An 18,982-nucleotide genomic window follows, 5' to 3' on the forward strand; every position below is an offset into this window, starting at 1 on the left:
GAGAACCGATATGACCCCGCCTGACAGCCCGCTCGTTGTCGAACTGTAGATCACGCCAGAACGGCAGCATACCGCGCAGCGGGATCCTCAGACAGGATCACGATGATGGGCACGCCAACCCGTAAGAGCATTTTCGCCCTGCGCTACACCATAGGTGCGGCGAAAACACCCGCACTATACTCGACTGATATCGGCAAAAAAGCGCAAATAAGCGTCAGGATATCCGAACTTCTGAACACGAAATGAGCCGAACAGACTCGCTTATTCGCGTTTGCGCCTACCGATCATGCGACCCCGCGTCCGGGGGGGATTTTGGCGTATGGCCCGACGCCGCTGCGTGTGAAACGGCGCCGAGCCTGTGCTTGCGGGCAGTAAACGTCGCTGCGCATTTGGGTGCAATCATTTTTTGTATGCTGAATACAATTTACTCCAAGTGCCTATTGGACGAGCGCAATTTGATTATAATTGTAGCTGTTCACCGCCTTACCCCGGTGCGGGGCCATGCTAGGATCGGCACGTGACGGACATTGTGGACATAGCGCGCAAGCGTGGCCGCCCGCGCAAGCTGCGCCCGGCCGAGGGCCCTGGCGCCGGCAGGCTGCAGCGCACGGTGCTGCACGAGCACGCCGCCCGCCGGCTGCGCGACATGATCGTCAGCGGCGCGCTGCCGCCGGGCGCGTCGCTCGTCGAGGCCGATCTTTGCGAAAGACTGGGCATTTCCCGCACGCCCTTGCGCGAGGCCGTGAAGATGCTGGCCGCGCAGGGGCTGGTGGAATTGCGGCCCAACCGCAGCGCCCGCATCACGCCCTTCGACGCCACGCACATCACCGAACTGTTCGAGGCACTGAGCAATGTCGAGCGGATCGCCGCCGAATACGCGGCCCAGCGGCTGAGCGTGGCCGAACTCGCCAGCCTGCGGAACCTGCAGGAGACGATGGAGCAGCACTACCGCGACGGCGACCTCGCCGCCTATTTTGCGGTCAACCAGGCCATTCACAGCGCCATCCTCGCCGGCGCCCACAACGCGACGCTGGTCGAAATGCATCGCTGGCTCTTCGCCCGGGCCGAGCGCGCCCGTTATTTCGCACTGGGCGCGCATGCCCGCTGGGCCGAATCGATCGAGGAACACCGCGATATCCTCGCGGCGCTCGAGGCTCGCGACGGCGAAAGCGCCGGGCGACGGCTGGCCGCCCATGTGATGCATACCGGGCGCGGCGTGATGGCGATGCTTGCCGGCGCCTAGCGGGCGGGCGCCCGGCAAGGGCGCGTCAGCTGTCGCCGTCGCGGCCCTGGGCGAGCTTCTGGGCATAGAGAAAGCCGCCCAGCCCGCCCATCAGCCCACCATTGACATAGATGACGAGCAGCGGGGCCAGGCCCTCGAACAGTCCGAAATTGACCGCGGCGACGGCTGCCAGGATCACGATGGCGCCGATGATGGCGGCGGCCGGCAGCAGCTTGCGCACCGAGAAGGCAATGAGAGCGGAAACGCAGAGAATGGCGAAACCGGAGATCAGGCTGAACAGGTCGATCATCAAGGGTCCTGCAAGGGGCCGTTAGGGAAGGTGGTGCGCGATCTATAGAGGCCGCGCCGCCCCCATCCTAGCCGCTCAATGACGCATGCCGGCCTCGTCGCCCGTTCGCGGGCGCCGCCTCACGCCCCCACAACGCCGTCCCTGACGACCACCCGGTAGCCCTTCAGCTCAGCTTTCTCGAACAGCCCCGCCTTGCTGTACGGGTCCTGCGCCACCAGCGCCTCGGCCGCCGCGCGGTCCGGCGCTTCATAGACCATGACGGACCCGCACGGCTTGCCCTCGTCGTCCAGCATGGGGCCGGCGAAGACCAGGCTGCCGGCGATGGAACGGAGATAATCGAGATGTGCGGGCCGGGTGTCGAGGCGCAGGGCGAGGGCGTCGGCGCGGTCGTGGGCGGTGAGCACGAATTGCATGGTGAAGCAGCCTGTCAGCGAAGGGGCGCTAGCGATAATCCATCGCCTCCGCAAATCCAAATGGCGGAGGGGGCGATGCTATCGGAGCGGGGCCGATCCTGCTCGGCGGCCAATGGCGGCGCCGGAATTCCGTCGGCGCGGCATGAGCCCTGCGCGGCGCAGGCTCGACTGATAGTAAAAAGAATCGGGGGCATCCATGCCCCCGACCGGTCAGCCGATCTGTTCGATGATGATGGCCCGGATCTGCTCGCGGGTGAGGCCGCAGGGTTCAGGCTTCCAGTCGGGGCTGGAGCGGATGATGGGGTGGGTGGTCTCGTTAGGCTTGTAACTACGCATATTTCCTCTTGGCCGCATCGACCTGTGGTCGGCGGCGGACGCGCGTGCGTCGATGTATGAGAAAGAGCCCGGCATCCGTTGGGACGGGGCTGGCCGCAAGAGCGACGACGGGGTTTGTAGCGCCCCATTGCGGTATCAATGTGACCGGCGTCCCCGAGGCGGCATGTGCCGGCGGGTGGGCATGGCTAAGGGCAGGTCGCGGGCATCTGCCCTTCTCGGTAGTGCCCGCCCATGCCCGGGCGGGCCGCCGAGCCGTTCGACGCGACTTAAGCCGGTTCCAGCACCCCGTCCGGCACCTGGCCGAAGGAGGCGATGAGCACCGGTGGGTCGGCGTCGCCGCTTTCGGGCTCGACATCGGTCGAGAAAGCTATGGCCCCGAGTTTCACCAGGCTCATGCGCTCGGCAATGCGCGCGGCGTCGGCCGCATTGCGCACTTCCATGGGAAGGCCGGCCCTTATCGCGCCGCGCTTGCCCGCCACGAAGGGCTGGACGACATAAAAGGTCTTCTTGGTCATGGCCGACTCCCGGGTTGCGGGATTCTGGCGTCAAACCATTGAACAAAGCAAGAACAATCGCGTCGCCTTGTGGCGATCAAGGAAACGGCACGGCCGGGCAGCCTCATGGAGCGCCCGGCCGCATCGCGGCGTCACTTCAGGAAGAGCGGCACCTTGCCGGGCTCGGCCTTGAGCTTGGTGGCGACGGCACAGAAATCCTTTTCATTGTCGCCATTGGCTTCGGCGACGAACAGGCCATAGCGGGTGCCGAACGAAATCAGCACCGCTGCATTGCGCTGCATGTGCTCGTTGTCGGTGAGCTCGGTTTCCGTATCCACGAGGATATCGGCCACGGCCTTTCCGAACGCTTCGGAATCCAGCTTTTCCCCGTCGCACACCCGCGCCGCCGCTGCCTGGAAGGCGAGGTTGTTGAGCGCGGCATATTGAGTGGGGGAGAGGAGCTGGCCTTCGCCCTCGATGATATCGGACCAGGCATTATCGAGCCGGTCATTATCGGTCTCGGTCGCGGTCTGGGCCACGAGCGGCGAGCACAGTGCCAGCGTAACGGCGAGCCCGGCAGCGGTCGTGCGGATGCAATCCATTTTCATGATGCTATCTCAGTTTGAGCCGAACACGCGCCACGTCCAGTCCGCGCTGTACGCGCGTCCGTCATAGTAGCAGGCACGCTGGTCCGGGTAGCAGAGCACGCTCGGGGCGGGGGAGAAGGGCGGCGGAGGCGCATAGACCACCGGCGGCGGCGGGCCGTACACCCTCTTGTCGCGATTGATGCTGTCCGCGATGATGGCGCCGACCGCCAATCCCACGATACCTGCCGCGGCGGCCCCCCGGGCGGCGTTGTTGCGCGCCTCGCCGGTGCCGGTCTGCGCGACCAGCATGGCCGGCATCAACAGGCATGCCGCCAGCAGGCCGATTGCCTTGATTCTCATTCCAATCCCCCGAGTTCCCTAGGCCGCGCGCATGACGCAGCGAAAGAAAAGCCATTTGTACTCATCTGACTCGGGCAGGCTAGTGTTTCGCGGGTAAAAGCGGCGGTAAATCGGGCGGATTATCCCAAGGTGGGGCGGTCGCGCCTGCCGGGCGTCGGCGCCTATCCCGGCTTCCCCCACGGGGCGCGAGGCCGGCGCGGCCATAGCGGGCTTTAGGGCGTCGGCACGGGCGCAGGCAGATCGCTATCCACCCGAGGCGGTGAGCTGTCGGGTAGCGGAAAATCGTAATACCGACTTTTAAAAGCCCAGGGCAACGGGATAGGCGGGACCAGACATAGAAAAATGAAACGTTTACCAAAGTCTTTTCCGCGTGGTAAAACGCTGTTCAGAGGCGGGCTCGCTCTCCTTGCCGCGGACAGGATCTGTGCCGCAGGGGTGTCCAAGGGCCGCACTGTTTGAAGCGAGGAACAGCCTTTCATGTCCGACGCGCCGGCCTTTGAGTTCTTTCATCTGGTGACGAAGGACGGCGTCGCCGTCCTCACCATCGATCGCCCCCCGGTCAATGCGCTGTCGCGCGAGCTCTATGAGAGCCTGGGCAAGGTCATCGACCATATCGAGGCGACGCCGGCGATCCGTGTCGTCGTGCTGGCCTGCAAGCCCGAGGCGCGGGCGTGGATCGGCGGCGGCGACCTGAAGGAGTTCCTTTCCTTCACCTCCGAAACGCGGCGGGCGCGCCACGACTATGTCGAAGGCGTCACCGATCGTTTCTATCGGCTCTCCTGCCCCACCATCGCCGCCGTCACCAAGCCCGCCATTGGCGGAGGCATGGTGTTCGCCAGCTTCTGCGACATCATCGTCGCGGCGGACACGGCCTTCTTCTCCATGCCGGAGGTCGACCGCAGCCTCACCGGCGGGGCGGGTTCCTATTTCAACCGGCTCAACCTGCCGGTGAGCTTCATCCGCGAGATGATCCTCACCGGGCGCCGCATCGGCGCGGCGGAACTGCGCCAGGTCGGCTTCCTCAACCATGTGCTGCCGGAAGACGAGGTCCTGCCCAAGGCTCTGGAACTCGCCGCGATGATCGCCGCCAAAAGCTCGGCCGCCGTGCGTGCCATCAAGGAAAGCGCCAACCTCATCGACGAGATCGGCTGGCAGAAGGGGCGGGATGCGGCGCACGAGGTCAGCGCGTCGCGCCTGGTCGACGGGCCGGACTACAAGGAGGCCATCTCGGCCTTCCTCGAACGCCGCAGGCCATCCTTCAACCACTGAGCCGCAGGGCGAGGGGGCGGGGTACAGCGCGCGCCTCATTCGCCCCGGAACACGGGCTCGCGTTTCTCCGCGAAGGCGGCGAGGGCCTCCTGCCGGTCAAGTGAGCGCGCCGTGGGCGCGTGCGCTTCCAGCTCGAAGCGGAAGCCGGTGCCGAAATCGGCATCGAGGGCGACATCGAGCGCCTTCTTCGCCTGGCGCACGGCGAGGGGCGCGTTGCCGGCGATGGTGCGCGCCACCGTCATGGTTTCCTCCAGCAGCGTGGCCGCCGGCACCACCTTGTTGACGAGCCCCCACTGGAACGCCTCCGCCGCCGAGAACATGTCTCCCGTCAGGATGATCTCCTTGGCGCGGCGAAGGCCGCAGGCGCGCGGGATCGTCTGCGTCGCGCCGGCGCCGGGCGAGATGCCGCGCCGAACCTCGGGCAGCGAGAACCGGGCGGCCTCGCTCGCATAGGCGAAGTCGACAGCGGCGACGATTTCGCAGCCGGCCCCGACCGCCGCACCGTTCACTGCCGCGAGGATTGGCACCGGGCAGTCGGCGATCTGGCGGATCAGCCGTTCCATCAGCGCCCGCTGCCGGCGGATGGCGGGCGGGTCCATGTGCTGGCGCTCCTTCATGTCGCCGCCGCCGCAGAAGATGCGGTCGCCCGCGCCGGTGAGCACGATGCAGCGGATGGGGCTGGCATCGACATAGAGTTCCCACAGCCAGTGATTCAGCTCCTCCACCATGGCGAGATTGATGGCGTTGCCCGTGGCGGGACGGTTCAGCGTCACGAGCTGGACGTGCGCGAAGGATTCAACCAGCAAGGTCTCATAGGCAGCCGGCACGCAGGTCTCCCGTTCGGTAAACGTTATACGAAAATGGTAGGCCGAGTGTCAGCTACTACCACGTTGACACGACTTGGGGAGCATGCGTTAGGTGGAAAACGATAAATGAAGATGCCGGTAGGGTCGTCGCTTCGGCCTGCCGGCTATCCCGGCGCGGGCCCCTTCCACGCCGTTCGGTTCTGCGGAAGGCCCATGTCCCGTCACGGCCCGATGGCGTTGCTGTTCGCCACCATGTACCCGCAGACCCTGATGTCGATGATGGTGCTCACCCCGCCCGTGGTGGCCGAGCAGGTGACGTCGGCCTACGGCCTTCCCGCCGAGATGGCCGGGGTCTATGCGGCGGCCAGCTACGTCTTCGTCGCCATCGGCACGCTCGCCACCGCGTCGGTCATTCCGCGCGTCGGCCCGCTGCGGCTGAGCTTCGCCTGCATCGTCGCCGGCGGCTGCGCGCTGGCGCTGTTTGGGCTCGGCTCGCTCGCCTTCGTCGTGCTTGCGACGGCGCTGATGGGCCTGTGCTACGGCCCGCTCACCCCCGCCGGCCAGCAGGCGATTGCCAATGGCGAGCCGATCGCCAATCTGGCGCTGTTCCTTTCCGTGCGGCAGACGGCGGTTCCGCTAGGCGGCATGCTGGCGGGGCTGGTCGTGCCGGCGCTGGTGGTGCGAACCGATCTCGAAACCGCCCTCTTCATCGTCGGCGGCACGGCGACGCTGACGGGGTTGCTGGCCGGGAGCCTGCTCGGCATCGTGCGGCACGAAAAGCGCGAGCCGCGCCCGGTGGCGCGCGCCGGTTTCCTTGCGCCGCTGCGGCTGATGCTGGGCCACCGCGCGCTGCTGGCCATGTCGTTCGCGTCGATGATCTATGGCGCCCTGCAACTTGTCGTCAGCTCGCTGCTGGTGGTGTTCGTGATGCGCGAACTCGGTCGCGACCTCGTCACGGCCGGCATGATGCTCGGCATCAGCCAGGCGGCGGCGGTAGGCGGGCGCATCGCCTGGGGCTTCATCGCCGACCGGATCGGGCGGCTGCGCGGCACTCTCGGCGCCATCGGGCTCGGCATGGCGATGGCCTGCGTCATGGCCTGGGCGCTCACACCGGCGACGCCGGACTGGACCATCGCGCTGGTGGCGTTCCTGCTGGGCGGCACGACGAGCGGCTGGAACGGGGTGTTCCTCGCCAGCCTCATGCAGTCGGTGCCGGCCGCGCAGGCCGGCTTCGCGGCGAGCGGCGCGCTGCTGTTCTCCTATCTCGGCATTGTGCTCGGCCCGCCTCTGTTCGGGGGACTCGCGGCGCTGGCCGGCTTCCCCGTCGCCTTTCTGGTGCTGGGCGTGTTCGCCCTTGGCGGCGCCGCGCTTTGCCTGATGCCGGCTCACGCGGCAGAATAGTCGACATTTAGTGACGTGCTCGCCGCTGAAGGGGCTGCCAGCCGGCTCTCGTCGCTGCGTATTCCCTTATGAAGAGCGCATAAAGGCACGTCGCGGCACGGTGGAGGAAGTGCACCCTCTTGACCCGAAAGTCAAAAATGTCGACACTATTGACAATCAAGCCGAAGCGCGATGCTTGGCGATGGGGAGAGAGAAATGTCGGGAGTGAGTGGCCTGATCACAGGCACGCTGGAACATCTGCGCCGCCCGCTGGTGCGCAACATCACCAAGGGCCAGCGCGTCCTCGTGCTGTCGGACACCGAGCATGACCCCCGCGTGTGGCAGGCGATCATGACCGTCCTGGCGGACATCGAGGCGGATGCGACGCTCTGCCTGTTCAGCCGCCGCCCCGCCGATTACTACGACCCGCCGGCCGCCGTATGCGAGGCGATGATGAAGTCGGACGTGAACATCCTGTGCTCGTCCACCGGCATGCTGCACTGCGCCGCCAGCCTGCGTTCCATGGAAGCCGGCATCCCCTCGATCTGCCTCGATGGCGGCATGCGGCTTGAGTGGCTGCAGTCCGGCGCCATCGCCGATGACATGAAGCAGATTGCCGTGCGCAAGCACTATGTCGGCAAGAACGTGTTCGGCACCGAGGCCAAGACCTGCCGCGTGACCTCGCGCCACGGCACGGATTTCACCTACAGCGTCGACAACATGATCTGGATCCCGCCGCTGCCGGGTGAGAGCTTCGATCCGTACAAGATCATCAACTTCCAGAAGGACGAGAACCGTCCGGCCGGCAAGCTCTACTACTATCTCTACCCCACCGGCGAGTTCAACGTCGCGCCCATCGAGGGCACTGCCAATGGCAAGCTGGTGATCGATCTCACCATGCACCATCTCGGCAGGCTCGGCTCGCCTATTGAGCTGACGGTGGAGAACGGGCGGGTGGTGAGCATTGACGGCGGCGCCGATGCCCGAATCCTGCGCGACTTCCTCGCCACCTATGGCGACGACAATGCCTATATGTGCCCGGCCGAGGCCTCGGTAGGCGTCAATGCCAAGGCGGTCATTCGCGGTATCCAGCGCGAGGACAAGAACATCATGGGCACGATGCATTTCGGCCTCGGCACCAATGTCGATGTCGGCGGCTCGATCATGTCCAAGATCCACATGGACGGCGTCATCCTGGAGCCCACGCTCTATGTCGACGGCGTCAAGCGGATCGAGGACGGCCGCTTCCTCGTGCCGATCGAGGGCGAGGGCTGAGCCCCGTCACCCGCTACGGCGCCGCGGTAACCGCGGGGCGCCGCCGGCGGCGCGAGCGCGTCGGGGAGGGGATGCCGCCCTCGGCGTAGATCTGCTCCAGCACCGCCAGCGCATGCAGATGGTTGGAGCGGATGAGGACGTCGGCGAGCGGCGCGTCCTGCTCCTCAATGGCGGTCATGAGCTGGACATGGTGGGCCATCGACTTCTCCCGGCGCGTCGGCTGCGAGAGTGACAGCCGGCGCAGGCGGAGCGTGCGCAGCAGCAGGGAATCGAGGATGCGCTTGGCCGTGGCGTTGTGCGCGGCGACCGTCAGCCGGTTGTAGAATTCGACATTCGCCCAGAGATAGGCGGAGAGGTCGTGCGCGTCATGGGCGGCGCTGAGGCGGCCCAGCAGGTCGCGCAGCGCCGCGAGGTCCTCGGGCGTGCGCTGCGTCGCCGCGTCCGAGGCCACCGCGCCGAACAGCACCGCGCGCACCCGATAGATCTCCCGCACCTCGGCGATATCGAGCACCGCCACATGCGGCCGCCGGCGCTGGGGAATGCGGACCAGGCCCTCCTTTTCCAGCAGCAGCAGCGCCTCGCGGATCGGCGTGCGGCTGGTCTCGTAGCGCTCGGCCAACTCGACCGAGCTGAGGTCCTCGCCGCTGTGGCGGATGTTCTCGATGATCTCCGCCCCCACCTCGCAGGCCACCCGCGAGACCAGGGAGGGCCGGTCGTGATGTTCGGCGACGATGCGGCGAACGACCATCACGGCGCTGAGAAACGATTCCGACTGGCTGGATGGCGGCGTGGCGATCCAGGAATCGGCGCGCTCGAAGGTGGTCTTCGTCAAGGAATGGGTCGCCTTCCGCCGCTGTGCCGGCCGCCTCACGGGCCGGACGTGCCGCCTGAGCCTACAGGCGGGCGGCCGATCCTGTCGACAGGATCGCGCTCGCGCGGGCTTTGCCCACACATCCCGCGACGTCTCGGCCGCGCCGCGTGAAAGCCGGCGCGGAGCTAATTTTGTCGACATAATGTGTCGACCTCAGATGCGCCGCAGGCATCAGATGCGATTTCTCGCTGTTGAAGATCTGTCCGAAATGCCCCAAGAATGCCGGTCGGATAATCCATAACGTACTGATAAAGATAATTTTTAAGGGATACTATGGCTCAGGCCTTGCCCTTTGCCAGCAGGCGGGCGCGTGGGCTGTGAAGCGGGGCAATTGCGAATCTGTCGACACATGTCTTGACGATAGGCCGCGCGTTCCGCTTGAATGCCGGTCCAACGAGAACAATCATTCAAAAGGAGGAACGTCATGTCCCGGTGCCTTTCCTATCTCCTGGGCGGAACCTTCGTGGCTTCGCTCGCCATCGCGCCGGCCGTGGCGCAGGATTCGCTGGTGGTTGCGGCCTTTGGCGGCAAGCACGGCCAGACACTGCAGAAATGCGTCATCGACACCTTCACCGCGAAGACCGGCATCAAGGTCACGGTGGATCAGGGCGTGTCGTCGGTCACCGTCGCCAAGCTGAAGCAGCAGAAGGGCAACCAGTCGCTGGATGTCATCTGGCTCGACGGCGAGGTCTCGCAGGCGGCGGAAACGGAGGGCGTGTTCGCGGCCGTCGATCCGGCAAAGGTGCCCAATATTGCCAACATCATCCCGGAGGCCATCCACAAGGACAAGGACGGCAAGATCACCGGTCTGGACGATTATTACTACTCGGTCGGCATCGTCTACAACGAGGATGAGGTGAAGCAGACGCCGACATCCTGGTTCGACCTCTGGAAGCCAGAATATGAGGGCCAGTCGACCTGGCCTTCCATGTCGGATGGCTCGGGCCCGCCCATGCTGGTCTATGTCGCGGAACTGCTCGGCGGCGGGGTCGATAATCTGAAGCCCGGCGTCGACAAGATGAAGGAGCTCGAAGTCGCCGCCTATTACGACTCGGGCGGCAATGCCAGCAACATCCTCTCCCGCAAGGAGGCCATCATCGGCGTGCTCGACAGCGGCGCCGTCTGGTCGCTGGCCGATGCCAACCCGTTCAAGGTGGGATTCGTCATTCCCAAGGAAGGGGGCCTTGCCTCCGGCACGCGGCTTCACCTCATCAAGCCGTCCGAGGCGGCCTATGCCTTCATCAACCACGCGCTGACGGCCGACGCCCAGACCTGTTTCGTGGAGAACTATTTCTACGGCCCGTCGGTAAAGAACCTTGCGCTGAGCGAGAAGGCCAAGGCCCGGCTTCCCTGGGGGCCCGACGGCTCCATCAAGGATCTGCGCTTCTCCGACGCCAACGCGATCAACGCGCATCGCCAGCAAATCCTGGATGCCTGGAACCGCGACGTCCTCGGCCGGCGCTGAGCGTGCGCGTTTTCCAGGCGGAGGCCACCCGATGCCGCTGATCACCATTGACCGCGTGACGAAATCCTACGGGTCGCTGCAGGTGCTGAAGGGCGTGTCGCTTGCTATCGAGGAGGGCGAGTTCGTCGCTCTCCTCGGCCCCTCCGGCTGCGGCAAAACCACCTTGTTGCGCGCCATTGCCGGCTTCGTCGACATCGACGGCGGCGACATCTCGATCGGCGGCCGTTCGCTGGTCGGCGAGCCGCCGAACCGGCGGCCGGTCAACATGGTGTTCCAGAACTACGCGCTGTTTCCCCATCTCACCGTGCGCGAGAACGTCGCCTTCGGCCCGCGCCGCAACGGCGTGGACAAGGCCGGCATCGCCGCCATCGTCGATCCGGCGCTGGAGACCGTGGGCATGGCCGGCTATGCCGACCGCCTGCCAGCCCAGCTTTCCGGCGGCCAGCAGCAGCGCGTGGCGCTCGCCCGCGCCATCGCCAACAAGCCCAAGGTGCTGCTGCTCGACGAGCCGCTCGGCGCGCTCGACCTCAAGCTGCGCAAGCGCATGCAGATGGAACTGAAGCACCTGCACCAGAAGCTCGGCATCACCTTCCTGTTCGTGACCCATGACCAGGAGGAGGCCCTCGTCATGGCCGACCGCATCGTCGTCATGCAGGATGGCGACATCGCGCAGATCGGCACCGGCGAGGACATCTACGCCCGGCCGCAGAACCGCTATGTCGCGGACTTCATCGGCGAGGCGAACCTCCTGCCGCTGGACGTCGCCACTGACGGCGCGTTGCGCATCGCCGGCGAGGCGGAGGCTCTGCCCTATCGCGCCCCGGCCGGCGGCGGCGCCCCCACCTTGCTCATCCGCCCGGAGGAAATCCGCCTCGGCCCCGCGCCGGAGGGCGGGGTCACGCTATCCGGCACGCTGACCGACCGGGTGTTCATCGGCAACGCCACTCGGCTCTATGTGAATCTTGCGAGCGGCCAGTCCATCGTCATCCAGCAGGCCGGGTCGGGCGCGGACGGGGCCTTGCCCACCGGAGCGCCGGTCCGCATCAGCTGGGCGCGCGATGCCGCCCGCGTGCTGGCGGGCTGAGCCATGCACATCAACCGCTTCTGGGCGGCGATCCTGCTCGGCATCCCTCTCATCTACCTGATCGTCTTCTTCGTCACGCCGCTCGGCATGGTGGTGGTCGACAGTTTCTCGAACCCGGCGGGCGAACTGACGCTGGCGAACTACGTCACCGTGCTCGGCGAGGCGTATTATTGGCGGGTGCTCGGCTACACGCTATGGATCGCGCTGGTGACCTGCGTTGCCACGCTCATTTTGGGCTACCCGCTCGCCTATTACATGAGCCTGATCGAGCGCCGCCGGGCGGTGCGCCGGCTCTGCTTCATTCTCATCCTCATGCCGCTGTTCACCTCCAACATCGTGCGGTCCTTCGGCTGGATCGTGCTTCTCGGGCGCGAGGGGCTGGTGAACGAGACGCTGGTGCTGCTGGGCGTCGTCGACCGGCCGCTGCGGCTCCTGTCGACCGAGGTCGCGATCATCGTCGGCATGATCTACGTCATGCTGCCCTTCATGGTGCTGGCCATCGCCAGCGTGCTGCAGAACATGAACGGCTCGCTGCGAGAAGCCTCGCGCGATCTCGGCGCCACGGCATTCAGCACCTTTCTGAGGGTGACGCTGCCGCTCAGCGCGCCCGGCATCGTCGCCGGCACGCTCATCGTCTTCACGCTGAGCATTTCGAGCTATGTGACGCCGCGCATCATGAGCGGCGGGCGCTCGGTGGTGTCGTCCATGCTGATCTACGACCAGTTCATGCTGGTGTTCAACCCGTTCCTGGGCAGCGCCATCGCCGTCGTGCTGCTGGTCACCAGCTTCGCCCTCATCGTCGCCTACACGCTGCTGCTGGAGCGTCGGCCGGGACGGAGGGCGCCGTCATGAACCGCCGCCGGCTGACCCGTGCCCGCGACGCGGCCGGGCCCTTGTTGATCTCGGTGATCGCCTGGGCGGTGCTGGCCTATCTGGTCCTGCCGCTCGCGGTAGTGATCGCGATTTCCTTCACCACCACCGAATATCTGTCCTTCCCGCCGGTCGGCTTCACGCTGCGCTGGTATCAGCGCTTCCTCGCCGATCCGTCCTATGTCGACGCGATCCTGCTGAGCGCGCGCCTGGCCTTCGGCTCGACGCTGCTCGGCTTTCTGCTGGGCGTGCCGGCGGCTCTGGTGCTCAAGCGCGGCCGCCTGCCCGGCGCGCGGACGCTCGGCAACCTGTTCCTGTCGCCGCTTATTCTGCCGGCCATCATCATCGGGGTGGGGGTGCTGCAGATTTCCGACGCGCTCGGCTTCGCGCGCAGCTTCGAGGCGATGCTGGCCGGCCATGTCGTGATCATCCTGCCGTACATCGTGCGCACGACGCTCGCCTCGCTGGAGGGTTTCGACACGTCGCTGGAGGAGGCGGCGCAGGATCTCGGCGCCTCCGGCCTCGCCACCTTCTTCTTCGTGACGCTGCCGCTGATCAAGCCGGGCATCATCGCCGGCTGCCTGTTCGGCCTGATCATGAGCTGGATCGACGTCGAGGTGAGCATCTTCAACACCGTGATCGCGCAATCGCCCATCCCGGTGAAGGTATTCAACTACGTGCAGTACTCGGTCGATCCGATGATCGCCGCGGTCTCCGCCGGCACGATCTACATCGCCTTTGTCCTCGTCTTCCTCCTCGACCGGCTCGTCGGCCTCGACAAGGTCGCGGGGCAGCAGAAATGACAATGGAGCCTTCCGCCATGCCGCACGCTGCCGCTTCCGCCTGCTCCGGTCCGCTCGCCGGCATTCTGGTGGTGTCCATCGACCAGGCGGTGGCCGGCCCGCTCTGTACGCTGCGGCTCGCGGATGCCGGCGCGCGCGTCATCAAGATCGAGGCCCGCGAGGGCGACCGGGCGCGCGACTACGATACGGCGCTGGGCAGCACATCGGCCGCCTTCGGCTGGCTTAACCGCGGCAAGGAGAGCGTCGTCCTCAATCTGAAGGAGGCCGACGATCTCGCTCTCGCCAGGGCCATGCTGGCAAAGGCCGACGTCTTCGTCCAGAACCTCGCGCCCGGCGCCAGCGATCGGCTCGGCCTCGGCGCGGCGCCGTTGCTGGCGGCGTTTCCCCGGCTGATCGTCGTCGACATCATGGGGTATGGGCGCGGCACGCCCTATGCCGCCAAGCGCGCCTACGACATGCTCGTGCAGTCGGAAAGCGGCGTCTGCGCGGTGACCGGGACGCCCGACGTCCCTTCCAAGGTCGGCATCTCCATCGCCGATATCGGCACCGGCACCAACGCCTATTGCGCGGTGCTGGAGGCGCTGTTCGAGCGCGAGCGCACCGGGCGCGGGCAGGCCATCGAGGTCGCGATGTTCGACGCCATGGCGGAATGGATGTCGCTGCCGCTGCTGCATTACGACTATCTCGGCGTCGAGACGGCCCGCTACGGGCTCTCGCACGCTTCCGTCTATCCCTACCGGCCCTATCACTGCGCCGATGGCGACATCGTGGTGTCGATCCAGTCGACCGCCGAATGGGTGCGCTTCTGCACCCATGTGCTGCACCTTCCCGACCTCGCGAAGGACCCGCGCTTCATCGACAACTGGGCGCGGGTGCAGAACCGCGATGCGCTGGACGCCGCCGTCCATGCGGTGTTCACGCCTCATGGCTGCGCGGAGATGATCGAGCGGCTGGAGACGGGGCAGATCGCCTGGGCGCGCGTGTCGACGCTGCAGGATCTCTCGGTCCACCCGGCGCTGCGCCGCATCGGCGTCGAAATGCCGGGCGGCGAGAGGGTCGAGATGCCCCGCCCGGCCGGCCGAACTGTCGCCTCGGGCAGCAAGGTGCCGGCGCTTGGTGCCGACAGCGCGCGCATCCGCGCGGAGTTCGCGCCCGTTCGACCCGCGTGACGCAGATTCACCAACAAGGAGGCCAGAATGGCAGAGAAAATCGGCTGGCAGGGACGCTTCTATGAGGATTTCGAGGTCGGCGACGTCTACCCGCACCAGATCGGGCGGACGCTGCTTTCCGCCGACAATTCATGGTTCACCCTGTTGATGGGCGCGCCGTCGCCGGTGCATTTCGACCATCACTATGCGGCGCAGACCGAATTCGGCAAGCCGCTGGTCAATTCGGTGCTGACCCTCGCCACGGTGATGGGGCAGAGTGTCTCCGACCTCTCGCAGAACGTGTTCGGCAATCTCGGCTGGGACGAGATCCGCCTGCCGAACCCGGTATTCGAGGGCGACACGATCTATTCCCAGTCGGAGGTGCTGGAAAAGCGCCTGTCGAAGTCGCGCGAAAGCGTCGGCATCGTGAAAGTGTCCACCACCGGCTTCAATCAGGACGGCAAGGTGATCATCACCTTCCGGCGCACCATCATGCTCTACCGTCGCGGCTACCAGCCCAAGCTGCCCAAGCCCACGCTGGACGCCGCCGCCACGGCGTGAGCGGAGGGCGAGGCGGACGCCGCTTCGGCCGCGCCCGCCAAGTTGCTCCAGCCCGTGTGCGGGTGTTTCTGCGGTGTTCCGGCGCACGCGCGACGCGGCGTTTCAGGAAGAGAGCTGACGCCGGTTCAGTAGCCCGCCTGGCGGAAAGGCCCACATGGAAAAGGCCCCCGGCATGCCGGGGGCCTTTGGAGTTACGCCATCTGCAGTGCATCGGGCCGGGTCAGTTCGACTTCGGCTCGGACTTCGAGTCGTAGCGCTTGGCCCATTCGGTGAGGATGGGCGTGCGGTTGTCGATCGACCATTCCACGCTGTAGTCCTGCGCTTTCTTGGCGCCGTCCGGGATCGAGTTCGGCGGGCCGCCATTGATGCCGTCCATGCCCACCGAGCCATAATATTTGTTGAACAGCTCGTGCGCCTCGCGGCTCGCGCCCCAGTCGATGAGCACCTTGGCGGCTTCCGGGTTGCGGCTGCCCTTCACCATGGCGGTCGACTCGATATCCCACGCAGTCTCGTCGCTCGGCACCAGCAGGTCGATCGGCGCGCCCTTGGTCTTGAGGAACGGGCCGGTCAGGTCGGTGGAAAGCCCGATGACATACTCGCCCGTCGCCGCGTATTTGCAGGGGGTTGACGAGGAGTTGGTGTAGACGGAGACGTTCTGGTGCAGCTTGTCGAGGAAGGCCCAGGCCTTCTCGTCGCCCATCTTCTGGATCCAGCTATGGACATAGCCATAGCCGGTATTGCTCATGGTGGGGTTCGGCATGGCGATCTGGCCCTTATAGACCGGGTCGGCCAGATCCGCCCAGGTCTTGGGCTTGGGAATGCCGCGCTTCTCGGCTTCCACCGTGTTGAAGCAGACGATGTTCAGGTACATCTCAAGCCCGGTCCACATCGGCGGGTTGTTCTTGTCGCGGAACATCGGCTGCAGGTTCATGTAGTCCTTGGGCGCATAGGGTTCGATGAGCCCGTCGCGCGCCAGCGACACGATGTTGGTCACCGGCACGCCGAACAGCACGTCGGCGCGCGGGTTCGCCCGCTCGGCCAGCAGGCGGGCGTGAATGACGCCGCCGGCGTCGCGCACCCAGGTGATATCGATATCGGGATGTGCCTTCTCGAACGCCTGTTCGTAGGGCGTCAGCACTTCCTTCTGCAGTGTCGAATAGACCGTGAGCTGGGTCTTCGCCGCCGCGGGGCCGGCAATGCCAATGACGAGAGCCGCCGCGGCCGTGGTAGAGAGCAAGCAAGCAAATCTACGCATCTTTTCCTCCTTGTTTCCATTGCCCATGACGCCCGCCTTGAGGCGGATCTTTCTGGTTGGAGCGTTACCGGCCGCCGCGTCAGCGGATCGTGCCGGCCTCGGCGAGTGCGGCGCGGCCCTCGGCGGAAAGGCCGAGAAGCGTGCCGAACACATAATCATTGTCCTGCCCGATGGCCGGGGTGGGCGCGAAAGCGCCGCGCCAGCCTTCCTCGGTGAGCCAGGGCAGGGTGGCCATCTGCACCGTGCCGTCGATCTCGCCGAACATGCCCCGCTCGCGCATGTGCGGGTCGGCGACGATCTCCGCCATGTGGCGCGAGCGGGAGGCCGGCACGCCCTCGGCCTGCAGCGCCGCCTCGCTGGAGTGCGAGTCGCGCGTGCGCAGCCAGGCGGCCACGCGGGCGTTTATCTCCTCCTTGGCGGCGAGGCGCGTCGCGGCCCCGGACGCGAAGGGCTGGCCGTCGAGATCGGCCTCCGCCATCACGCGGCACAGGCCGCGCCATTCCTCGTTCGTGCGCACCGACAGCGCCAGCCAGGCGTCGTCGCCGGCGCAGCGGAAGCAGCCGGAGGGCGCCGCGCCCGTCTCGGTGATGCTGCGCCGCTCAGGCACATCCCGGCCGAGCGCGGCGTGCAGCAGCGCTTCCGGCAACAGGGCGACAGTCGCCTCTAGCATGGACAGGTCGACATAGGCGCCCTGTCCGCTCTCGCGCCAATGGCGGATGGCGGCGAGGATGGCGGTGGTCTCCCACAGCGCGGTGATCGGGTCGGTCCAGGCCGGCAGGATGCCCATCGCCTCCAGCGCCGCATTGGGTTCGCCGATCATGCCGACGCGGCCGCTATAGCCCTGCAGCAGCGAGCCATAGGCCAGGAGGTCCTTCTCCGGCCCGGTCCGCCCCATGCCGGAGGCGGACACGAAGATGATGTCCGGCTTGATCTCGCGCAGCGTGTCGTAGGACAGGCCGTATTTACTGAGCACGCGCGAGGAGAAGTTCTCGACCACCACATGGCTGGAGCGCACGAGGTCGCGGATCAGCTCCTGCCCCTCGGGCGTGGTGATGTTGAGCGTGGCGCTCCGCTTGTTGTTGTTGATCACCGAAAACATACCGTCGCGGACGGAGAATTCCGGGCGCGTGGAGGACTCGATCTTGATGATTTCGGCACCCATGGCGCCGAGCATCTTGGTGGTCATCGGGCCGGCCATCACCCAGCTGAAATCGATGACGCGGATGCCTTCGAGTGCGAGCGGGTTCATCACATGCCTCCTACGGCGCTGCGCTTGGTGGACGCTTGGGGTGGGGCGAAATCGCCGTCGCCGGCCCTTCCCGGCGCCGCCGTCTCGCCGCCGCGCCCCATTTCCTCGCCGCCCTGGTTGATGAAGCGGAAGGGAAGCGCGGGCATGGGCAGCATTGTGCCGTCGGCGAAGCGGACATCGTCGAAGAACCCGCGTGCCCGCAACTGGGCGTTTTCGATGAGATCGCGCGGGGTGCTGACCGGGAAGCAGGCCACCCGCGCCTGCTTGGCGGCCTCGACGACATCATGGGTGCGCTGCGTGGTCGACCAGCGCGCCATCAGCTCCTGCAGCCGTGCGGCATTGTTGGTGCGCACCACACGGTCGCCGCACAGGCTGGCGTCGCGCGTCCAGCCGGGATGGCCCATCACTTCGCACCAGCGCGCCCATTGATGGTCCTCGCGCGGCGACACCATCACCGCGCCATCGGCGCAGGGTAGATACCAGACCAAGCCGCCGGCGATGGTGAGGCCCTTGGCCGGGTCGCGCCGGCGGTCGGTCACATCCGTGCCTGCCTGCCAGTCGGCGAAGGGTTCCACCAGCATGTAGACCAGCAGGTCCTCATGCGAGAGATCGACCACCGGCCCGGGCCGGGCGCCCTTGGCCGCTTCCACCGCCCACAGCGCGGCAATGGCGACGACCAGCCCGCCGGCCATGTCGCCCTCCCAATCCGCGCAGCCGACGGGCGGCGTCGATTCCGGATCGGTCACCGGGCTGGCCTGGTGAAAGGCGAAGCCGCTGGCATGCTGCTGGATGAAGGGGGAGGAGGGCCGCCCGGTCGTGGGGCCCGACTGGCCCTGCGGCGAGACAATGAGGGTGGCGGGGCGCTGCGGCCAATCGGGTGCCGCACCGCGCATCGCAAGGTCGGTCGCGAGGACGAGGTCGGACCGGCCGGCGAGCTCGCCCAGCGTCCGCCAGCCATCGGCCGTTTCGCCGTCCAGGCTCACCAGCGTCTTGCCACGGTTGAGATAGGCGAAGAGCGCGCTGTCCCCGCCTGGTGTCAGCGGCGCCTCGCGGCGCAGCGGGTCGCCCTCCGGCGGCTCGACTTTCACCACCTCGGCGCCGAGATCGGCGAGAACCCGCGCGCCGAAGGCGACCGAGATGTCGGAGCCCAGTTCGAGCACGGTGAGGCCGGCCAGCGGGCCTTGGAAAGGTGGGTGTGTGAAACGATTCATATCAGTCTCGAAC

At 66.5% G+C, this 18,982-nt stretch carries 21 protein-coding genes; 10 read left to right on the forward strand and 11 right to left on the reverse strand.

From position 1 onward, the window contains the following. Window positions 1–646 precede the first annotated feature (646 nt). Complete coding sequence (locus ACQY76_RS14365; protein WP_428033017.1) at window positions 647–1,243, forward strand: GntR family transcriptional regulator; 597 nt, start codon at window positions 647–649, stop codon at window positions 1,241–1,243. A gap of 25 nt (window positions 1,244–1,268) precedes the next feature. Here the strand turns inward: ACQY76_RS14365 and ACQY76_RS14370 are convergent, their stop codons facing one another. The 6 genes from ACQY76_RS14370 to ACQY76_RS14395 form a co-directional block, all read right to left on the reverse strand. Continuing rightward, window positions 1,269–1,532, reverse strand: coding sequence for a hypothetical protein (locus ACQY76_RS14370; RefSeq protein ID WP_428029417.1), 264 nt, complete (start codon window positions 1,530–1,532; stop codon window positions 1,269–1,271). Between the two features lie 119 nt (window positions 1,533–1,651). Further along, on the reverse strand, window positions 1,652–1,945 hold the full coding sequence (locus tag ACQY76_RS14375; RefSeq protein WP_428029418.1) for a YciI family protein: 294 nt from the start codon (window positions 1,943–1,945) through the stop codon (window positions 1,652–1,654). Window positions 1,946–2,155: 210 nt separating this feature from the next. After that, entirely contained in the window at window positions 2,156–2,281 is a 126-nt protein-coding gene (locus ACQY76_RS14380; protein WP_428029419.1) for a hypothetical protein, read from the reverse strand. A 266-nt stretch (window positions 2,282–2,547) separates the two neighbouring features. Further along, window positions 2,548–2,796 carry a hypothetical protein gene (locus ACQY76_RS14385; RefSeq protein ID WP_428029420.1) on the reverse strand — a complete coding sequence of 83 codons (249 nt, stop codon included), beginning with the start codon at window positions 2,794–2,796 and terminating at the stop codon, window positions 2,548–2,550. 131 nt (window positions 2,797–2,927) lie between these two features. Further along, a complete protein-coding gene (locus ACQY76_RS14390) occupies window positions 2,928–3,383 on the reverse strand; it encodes a hypothetical protein (RefSeq protein ID WP_428029421.1) in 456 nt (151 codons plus the stop codon). Between the two features lie 9 nt (window positions 3,384–3,392). Next, the gene (locus tag ACQY76_RS14395) at window positions 3,393–3,722 is read right to left on the reverse strand and encodes a hypothetical protein (protein ID WP_428029422.1); all 330 of its coding nucleotides are present in this window, start codon (window positions 3,720–3,722) and stop codon (window positions 3,393–3,395) included. Window positions 3,723–4,199: 477 nt separating this feature from the next. On the opposite strand from ACQY76_RS14395, the gene ACQY76_RS14400 reads away from it, so the two are divergent. Then, entirely contained in the window at window positions 4,200–4,991 is a 792-nt protein-coding gene (locus tag ACQY76_RS14400; protein WP_428029423.1) for an enoyl-CoA hydratase/isomerase family protein, read from the forward strand. Window positions 4,992–5,026: 35 nt separating this feature from the next. Here the strand turns inward: ACQY76_RS14400 and ACQY76_RS14405 are convergent, their stop codons facing one another. Continuing rightward, window positions 5,027–5,818, reverse strand: a complete 792-nt coding sequence (locus ACQY76_RS14405) for an enoyl-CoA hydratase/isomerase family protein (protein WP_428029424.1) — start codon at window positions 5,816–5,818, stop codon at window positions 5,027–5,029. 192 nt (window positions 5,819–6,010) lie between these two features. Here ACQY76_RS14405 and ACQY76_RS14410 point away from each other — a divergent pair, with 192 nt between their 5' ends. Continuing rightward, window positions 6,011–7,198: an MFS transporter gene (locus ACQY76_RS14410; protein ID WP_428029425.1), complete on the forward strand. Its 1,188-nt coding sequence runs from the start codon at window positions 6,011–6,013 to the stop codon at window positions 7,196–7,198. Window positions 7,199–7,393: 195 nt separating this feature from the next. Then, a complete protein-coding gene (locus ACQY76_RS14415) occupies window positions 7,394–8,452 on the forward strand; it encodes an aminopeptidase (protein WP_428029426.1) in 1,059 nt (352 codons plus the stop codon). A gap of 13 nt (window positions 8,453–8,465) precedes the next feature. Here ACQY76_RS14415 and ACQY76_RS14420 read toward each other — a convergent pair whose 3' ends face one another. After that, the gene (locus ACQY76_RS14420; protein WP_428029427.1) at window positions 8,466–9,284 is read right to left on the reverse strand and encodes a GntR family transcriptional regulator; all 819 of its coding nucleotides are present in this window, start codon (window positions 9,282–9,284) and stop codon (window positions 8,466–8,468) included. 463 nt (window positions 9,285–9,747) lie between these two features. Here ACQY76_RS14420 and ACQY76_RS14425 point away from each other — a divergent pair, with 463 nt between their 5' ends. From ACQY76_RS14425 to ACQY76_RS14450, 6 genes are read left to right on the forward strand one after another with little or no spacing between them, the layout of a single operon-like run. Next, complete coding sequence (locus ACQY76_RS14425) at window positions 9,748–10,788, forward strand: ABC transporter substrate-binding protein (RefSeq protein WP_428029428.1); 1,041 nt, start codon at window positions 9,748–9,750, stop codon at window positions 10,786–10,788. Window positions 10,789–10,819: 31 nt separating this feature from the next. Then, window positions 10,820–11,872, forward strand: a complete 1,053-nt coding sequence (locus ACQY76_RS14430) for an ABC transporter ATP-binding protein (protein WP_428029429.1) — start codon at window positions 10,820–10,822, stop codon at window positions 11,870–11,872. A 3-nt stretch (window positions 11,873–11,875) separates the two neighbouring features. Then, entirely contained in the window at window positions 11,876–12,724 is an 849-nt protein-coding gene (locus tag ACQY76_RS14435; RefSeq protein WP_428029430.1) for an ABC transporter permease, read from the forward strand. After that, window positions 12,721–13,545, forward strand: coding sequence for an ABC transporter permease (locus tag ACQY76_RS14440; protein WP_428029431.1), 825 nt, complete (start codon window positions 12,721–12,723; stop codon window positions 13,543–13,545). The genes ACQY76_RS14435 and ACQY76_RS14440 overlap by 4 nt, the downstream gene beginning before the upstream one ends. A 17-nt stretch (window positions 13,546–13,562) precedes the next feature. Continuing rightward, the gene (locus tag ACQY76_RS14445; protein ID WP_428029432.1) at window positions 13,563–14,714 is read left to right on the forward strand and encodes a CaiB/BaiF CoA transferase family protein; all 1,152 of its coding nucleotides are present in this window, start codon (window positions 13,563–13,565) and stop codon (window positions 14,712–14,714) included. Window positions 14,715–14,741: 27 nt separating this feature from the next. Beyond that, window positions 14,742–15,254: a MaoC family dehydratase gene (locus ACQY76_RS14450; RefSeq protein ID WP_428029433.1), complete on the forward strand. Its 513-nt coding sequence runs from the start codon at window positions 14,742–14,744 to the stop codon at window positions 15,252–15,254. Between the two features lie 220 nt (window positions 15,255–15,474). On the opposite strand, the gene ACQY76_RS14455 is transcribed toward ACQY76_RS14450, so the two are convergent. The 3 genes from ACQY76_RS14455 to ACQY76_RS14465 all read right to left on the reverse strand — a co-directional run bounded on the left by ACQY76_RS14455 (window position 15,475) and on the right by ACQY76_RS14465 (window position 18,969). Then, complete coding sequence (locus tag ACQY76_RS14455) at window positions 15,475–16,509, reverse strand: extracellular solute-binding protein (protein ID WP_428029434.1); 1,035 nt, start codon at window positions 16,507–16,509, stop codon at window positions 15,475–15,477. Between the two features lie 79 nt (window positions 16,510–16,588). Further along, window positions 16,589–17,758 carry a CaiB/BaiF CoA transferase family protein gene (locus tag ACQY76_RS14460; RefSeq protein ID WP_428029435.1) on the reverse strand — a complete coding sequence of 390 codons (1,170 nt, stop codon included), beginning with the start codon at window positions 17,756–17,758 and terminating at the stop codon, window positions 16,589–16,591. Next, entirely contained in the window at window positions 17,758–18,969 is a 1,212-nt protein-coding gene (locus ACQY76_RS14465; RefSeq protein ID WP_428029436.1) for a CoA transferase, read from the reverse strand. The genes ACQY76_RS14460 and ACQY76_RS14465 overlap by 1 nt, the downstream gene beginning before the upstream one ends. Window positions 18,970–18,982: the final 13 nt, after the last annotated feature.

Origin of the sequence: Ancylobacter sp. (assembly GCF_965279025.1) — a bacterium.
In the GTDB taxonomy this organism is placed as follows: domain Bacteria; phylum Pseudomonadota; class Alphaproteobacteria; order Rhizobiales; family Xanthobacteraceae; genus Ancylobacter.